The following is a 5,407-nucleotide window of genomic DNA, read 5'->3' as shown; positions in this document are numbered from 1 at the left end:
GTTATGTAAGTTATGTAAGTTATGTAAGTTATGTAAGTTATGTAAGTTATGTAAGTTATGTAAGTTATGTAAGTTATGTAAGTTATTATTTGATCCATAGCATAACTAAGCTATACTTATTTTATTAAATAAGTTACTTAAGTTAAATAATGATTATTTTAATTGGTGGAGAAAAAGGTGGCTCTGGGAAGAGTTGTCTTGCACAAAACTTAGCAGTTTATCTGCAACAGAAAAATCATGACATCTTACTTTTAGATGCCGACCCACAAGGTACTACAACAGATTGGGTCAAAGAGCGTGATGTAAATCAAGATCTAAGAAACATTCCATCCGTTCAGGCTGCTGGTAATATTCGACAAGTTCTAGATGATCTGTCTAAAAGATACCAAGACATCATTATTGATGCTGGGGGGCAAGATTCAGAAGCTTTACGTTCAGCAATGACGATAGCTACACATATGCTATTACCCTTTAGGCCAAAGCGCAGAGATCTTAAAACTTTAGTTCATGTTGAACAGCTTATTCGCTTAGCTAGAGCTGTGAATCCAAATCTAATTACTAATGCTGTAATTACCCAATGCCCGACTTTGCCTAGCCAAGCTCAGCGTATTTTAGATGCAAAAGAGGCCTGTGAGTCCTTTGGAATTATTCCACTGAGTCAATTCACAACCAATCGAAATGTTTATGATGATGCTGATGAAAATGGTCTTTCTGTATTTGAAGTAGACACTGACAAAAAAGCTGTCACTGAAATTGAGCAACTTGTAGTCGAATTTTTAGGAGACTTGTAATGGCATTAAAAGGGTTAACCAAATCAGCTCATGAAGCTAAATCTCCAGAAAAGCAAATCGAAGATTTTATTGTGGGTTCTACTAAACGGGCAAAGAATCTAGAAATATCTCAACAAATTTATCGTCGTTTTACATTTTCTCTAACAGAGGAAGTGAGTAAAGAAATAGATCATTTGCTAGTAGAGTCTCGAGTAGCTAAAGCTAATCGTTCTTTAATCCTAAAAGCAGCAATCCATCAATTACAAAAGTTATCTCCAGAAGAGTTACATAATATAGTACTTAATGAAGTTAAATAACTTACGTAAGTTAAGCAATATTTTATTCAGTTTAATTAAATAAAATCGTGAAACATTGATCACTTAGTAGGCGTGAAACGTGAATAATCATTAAAAAAGCCCAATCGGGTGTGATTGGGCTTTTTGACATACTATAAGCAAATGATTTATATCAGATAAAATAAAGCATTTCGTATAAGGTGTATTATGTTAATTTTAGAAAAACTAATCTAGTTCATTATATTTTTTATTTGATCCTTTAAATTTACTAATAGGATACTTTTGATTATTCAATTCTATTTTTTCAAGAACAGCCTGTTGTATATCAATCTCATAATACTTAGCTATGTAGTTTAAAAAAATATATACATCGGCTAATTCATTTCGCACTTTTTGTACATCGACTTGCTCTGATTCCTCATCCGTTTTCCATAAAAATAGTTCAGCTAACTCAGAACTTTCTATAGTTAACCCCAAGACAAGATCTTTAATTTTATGAAACTTTTCCCAATCTCGATCATTTCTAAAATTTAGAATTTTATGCTGTAATTCTTGGATTTCATTTGTCATTTTTCATAACCAAATATTTAATTTTCAATAATATTTTCTGAAAATACTCTTTTTGTTTTTTCTATAACATCTAAATAATTCAACTGATTCTTATGTAACTCTTGCATAAGATTGATGACGATCGCTAATTGTAATGGGACAAATCCTTTCAACTTATAATTAGTTATAGAATTAGGATTCATACCTAATATTCTCGCAAAATCTTTTATGTTTAGATTTAACCCTATTAGGGCAATTTGAAACTCTTTATAAGTCATATTTCTATCTTTCTTTAGACATTCTAATTAGCCAAAAATAGCACACCATTAATGTGTTAACAAATTATTTATGTGTTTTTGTGATTTATGGGCTACTTTTTTAGAAATAACTCTTTAGACTCCTTATCAAGTTAAAACATATCGTGAATAGACAATGAAGTGTGCATCTTTTTTTGCTGGTGTTGGTGGTATTGATCTAAGCTTTGATAAGGCTGGATTTGAAACCATTTATGCAAATGAACTTGATAAGTTTGCTGTAGAGACCATTAGAGCTAATTTTGATTTTCTTGTTGATCATAGAGATATCAATGATGTAAAAGCTTCTGAAATCCCAGATTTCGATATTATGCTAGCAGGGTTTCCATGCCAGGCTTTTTCTGTAGCTGGTTATAGACAAGGTTTTGATGATGAAAAAGGTAGAGGAAACTTATACTTTGAACTTGAACGAATCTTTGAAGAGAAAAAGCCTTCTGTGATTTTGCTAGAAAATGTTAAAAACCTAGTAAGCCATGATCAAGGAAATACGTTTAAAGTTATTATTGAGAGCCTTAAAAATCATGGTTATCACGTTAAATACAAAGTCTTAAATGCCTGTGAATATGGAAATATTCCTCAAAACCGTGAACGTATATACGTTGTTTGTTTTAAAGATATTAAAGCTTATGAAAAGTTTGAATTTCCACATGCTATTCCTTTAGATACATCAATAAATGATCTATTAGAAGATGAAACAAACATAGACAAAAAATATTTTTATACTGAAAAAACTCCTTTCTTTAACCAATTAGTTGAAGATATTAAAGATGCAAAAACTTTGTATCAGTGGAGACGTCAGTATGTGCGTGAAAACAAAAGTAATATGTGTCCGACTTTAACTGCAAACATGGGTACAGGTGGACATAATGTTCCTTTACTTAACGTCCAAGGTAAACCTGATACGATTAGAAAGTTAACGCCAAGAGAGTGTTTTAATTTTCAAGGATTCCCTAAAGAATTTATTCTTCCCGAACAAACAAGTAATGCGAACCTTTATAAACAAGCTGGTAATAGTGTTGTAGTACCCGTAATTGAGCGAATTGCTTTAGAAATTAAAAAAGCTCTAGAAGTTAAAAAAGAAAATAATGAAAACAAACAAATAGCTCTTATATAGAGCTATTTGTAATCTTAAGTTTTACAATTGAATCCCAAGTTGCAAGGCTAGTTGATTTAAATCTAAAACAGTAACAGGTTGAAGATTACGTTGATTAATTTGATTAATTAATGACAATCTAGGTCTTCGTCCTTGATTTTGATGGTCAAGGACAGTCTCATTTAAATTCACAGGACATAATTGAAATTGACTAAAATTCATATTCATATCATATATATAAAGATGATTGTTCACTAAATCTAATCTTGCAAAAATAAGAATATCAAATCTTATATCTGGACTAAATGAAGTTAGGTCATGGTTAAAATTAGATGTTGCTTTGATTTCAACTAACTCTCCATTAAGACCTGTACCATCCCCAGGAAGTTTAGTCTTAGCTTTATTGTGCCAAGTATATCTTAATGTATAACAGCACAATGATTCTGAGATTGCTTCTGGAAAATTTACTGTTCGGCTAGCAAAATGAGATAAAGATACATTTAACCATTTCCAAGCTTTATAGCTTTCGAGAATTAAAGTTAAGTCTTGAGTTGTGACATTAGTTGCCATTAAAGATTCTCCCCTTTAAGTAAAGGGAGCTATTTAACAGATTCTATAAGTTCTATCCAATAGACATCTGTCTAAAGAAACCACTTTGTAAATAGTAATTTGAGGCATCCATTCTCGTTTTTCCATTAAGAGTCGAATTCTGAGGAAGAATGTAACCTTCTTCAATCATCTTAACTAAACTATCATTTGAAACATATCCAACTACTTCTAAAGTAACTGATACAGTCTTAATAATTTTAGTAAAAAAAATATTTTTTAAATTATTAATATCAATCTCTTGTGAAAAATTTATTTCTTTGACCAAATCATGAATATCAGTTCTTACTCGACTAAAAAATAGAAAATCATAAACTCCTTTACTTTCAGAATTCTGGTTTGGTAAATAAATAGCTTTTCCATCTCTAACTACCCAATCTTTTTCTTCCAATAAAAGTAAATTCCCGAAGTGTTTAGTTGTTTTGACTGCAATATGATATTGAGAGTTAATAACAAAATCAGAGCTATCCCATTTCCCTAATCCATAACACTCATAATCAATTTCTGTAATGTTATTAACCATTGGTCGCTTTTTGGAAATATTAAAAAATGCTACTTCTCCCAATTTACCAATAAAGACATCACAAAATTTTTGAAGATTATTTCGTACTAATTGACCACCAGATCTGTAGCTTCGATGCTCTCCTGTAGCACCAAATGTCATATTCCAACTAAATAAAAATGCTTGTTCTAAATCTTGAATACTACACTCAGCATTAGTTCTACTGCTAAAAGGTACTTTAGCGTTAACTTCATAATTATTATCGGTTTTAGTTAGCTTCCTAAAAGTCATATTTCAACATTCAAAGTTTTCAGTTCATAAATATTACATTGGATTTAACATAAAATCTCTTATGCGAAATTCGACTATTAGCCTGCAAGTAGAAATGCCTTAAATAAAATGAGCTGATTAACCCATTTATTCGGCTCATATTATGAGCCGAATGTGCTCAAAATACTTCTATTGAACAAAAAAATAGGTTTTCGATAATCTCGGTGTACTTTAGTTTCTTTACAGATACGACTTAGTCGTATTAAAATACTACTATGTGGTATTCAAGGTTTAAAAATGCTAACAATATGTGAAACGCCTTATTTTAGTAAAATTTGTTTTATGTATTGGGATGAAAAAGAATATGAGGAATTTAAGACGTTCTTATCTTTAAACCCTAATGCAGGTGATGTTGAGCCTAATTCAGGTGGTATTCGTAAGGTTAGATGGACAAGTGGTGGACGAGGTAAAAGCTCTGGTGTTCGAGTCATTTACTTTAACCGTTTAGAAAACGGTGAAATTTGGCTACTGACACTCTACAGTAAAAAAGAAACCACCCAACTGAGTAAAAAGACACTTCAATTATTAGTGGAGAAATTAAATGACTCGTTTAACGGCTAAAGAAATCGAAGCTTTTGAAGCAACTAGAGATATTGAAGCAGAAATTTTGCAGGGTATAGACGATATGCTTGCAAATAATGCAGCAAAACGTACTGTGATTACTGAAACAGATGTCGCCCTAGCTCGTAGGAAAGCGGATTTAACACAAGAACAATTTGCCAATATTCTAGGTACATCAAAACGAACATTAGAAAGTTGGGAACAAGGAACAAGACGACCAAGTAAAGCAGCTCAATCGCTGATTAAGCTTTTCATTATTGATCCTAAGTTTGTTCGAGAAAACTTAGCCTGATCTAAAAGATACAAGCAATAAAAAAGCCCAACATCCTGTTGGGCTTTTTTACATATTTGATGCTTGAGGTATAACTCCTGTCGTACCTTTAACA

At 31.5% G+C, this 5,407-nt stretch carries 9 protein-coding genes; 5 read left to right on the top strand and 4 right to left on the bottom strand.

Annotated elements, in window-relative coordinates; all coding sequences use genetic code 11:
- The first annotated feature begins 149 nt into the window (after positions 1–149).
- Together ACK1JC_RS16780 and ACK1JC_RS16775 are read left to right on the top strand one after the other, a co-directional pair.
- Positions 150–791: an AAA family ATPase gene (locus ACK1JC_RS16780; RefSeq protein ID WP_409512947.1), complete on the top strand. Its 642-nt coding sequence runs from the start codon at positions 150–152 to the stop codon at positions 789–791.
- Positions 791–1,087 (top strand): hypothetical protein, encoded by a 297-nt coding sequence (locus ACK1JC_RS16775; protein WP_086192475.1) that lies wholly within the window; start codon positions 791–793, stop codon positions 1,085–1,087. The genes ACK1JC_RS16780 and ACK1JC_RS16775 overlap by 1 nt, the downstream gene beginning before the upstream one ends.
- 204 nt (positions 1,088–1,291) lie before the next feature.
- Here ACK1JC_RS16775 and ACK1JC_RS16770 read toward each other — a convergent pair whose 3' ends face one another.
- Both ACK1JC_RS16770 and ACK1JC_RS16765 read right to left on the bottom strand, forming a co-directional pair.
- Positions 1,292–1,636 carry a nucleotide pyrophosphohydrolase gene (locus ACK1JC_RS16770; protein WP_409512946.1) on the bottom strand — a complete coding sequence of 115 codons (345 nt, stop codon included), beginning with the start codon at positions 1,634–1,636 and terminating at the stop codon, positions 1,292–1,294.
- Between the two features lie 17 nt (positions 1,637–1,653).
- A complete protein-coding gene (locus tag ACK1JC_RS16765; protein WP_409512945.1) occupies positions 1,654–1,893 on the bottom strand; it encodes a tellurium resistance protein TerC in 240 nt (79 codons plus the stop codon).
- Between the two features lie 154 nt (positions 1,894–2,047).
- On the opposite strand from ACK1JC_RS16765, the gene ACK1JC_RS16760 reads away from it, so the two are divergent.
- Positions 2,048–3,043 carry a DNA cytosine methyltransferase gene (locus ACK1JC_RS16760; protein ID WP_409512944.1) on the top strand — a complete coding sequence of 332 codons (996 nt, stop codon included), beginning with the start codon at positions 2,048–2,050 and terminating at the stop codon, positions 3,041–3,043.
- Between the two features lie 21 nt (positions 3,044–3,064).
- On the opposite strand, the gene ACK1JC_RS16755 is transcribed toward ACK1JC_RS16760, so the two are convergent.
- Both ACK1JC_RS16755 and ACK1JC_RS16750 read right to left on the bottom strand, forming a co-directional pair.
- Positions 3,065–3,592: a Bsp6I family type II restriction endonuclease gene (locus tag ACK1JC_RS16755; protein ID WP_409512943.1), complete on the bottom strand. Its 528-nt coding sequence runs from the start codon at positions 3,590–3,592 to the stop codon at positions 3,065–3,067.
- Between the two features lie 52 nt (positions 3,593–3,644).
- Positions 3,645–4,421 carry a hypothetical protein gene (locus ACK1JC_RS16750; protein ID WP_409512942.1) on the bottom strand — a complete coding sequence of 259 codons (777 nt, stop codon included), beginning with the start codon at positions 4,419–4,421 and terminating at the stop codon, positions 3,645–3,647.
- Positions 4,422–4,697: 276 nt separating this feature from the next.
- Here ACK1JC_RS16750 and ACK1JC_RS16745 point away from each other — a divergent pair, with 276 nt between their 5' ends.
- Together ACK1JC_RS16745 and ACK1JC_RS16740 are read left to right on the top strand one after the other, a co-directional pair.
- Complete coding sequence (locus ACK1JC_RS16745) at positions 4,698–5,021, top strand: hypothetical protein (protein ID WP_004650131.1); 324 nt, start codon at positions 4,698–4,700, stop codon at positions 5,019–5,021.
- Positions 5,002–5,313 carry a helix-turn-helix domain-containing protein gene (locus ACK1JC_RS16740; protein ID WP_004650130.1) on the top strand — a complete coding sequence of 104 codons (312 nt, stop codon included), beginning with the start codon at positions 5,002–5,004 and terminating at the stop codon, positions 5,311–5,313. Before ACK1JC_RS16745 ends, ACK1JC_RS16740 begins: the two co-directional genes overlap by 20 nt.
- Positions 5,314–5,407 lie beyond the last annotated feature (94 nt).

Origin of the sequence: Acinetobacter sp. TY2, from assembly GCF_046269225.1 — a bacterium.
Classification (GTDB): Bacteria; Pseudomonadota; Gammaproteobacteria; order Pseudomonadales; family Moraxellaceae; genus Acinetobacter.
This window is presented reverse-complemented; position numbering and strand designations above follow the sequence as displayed.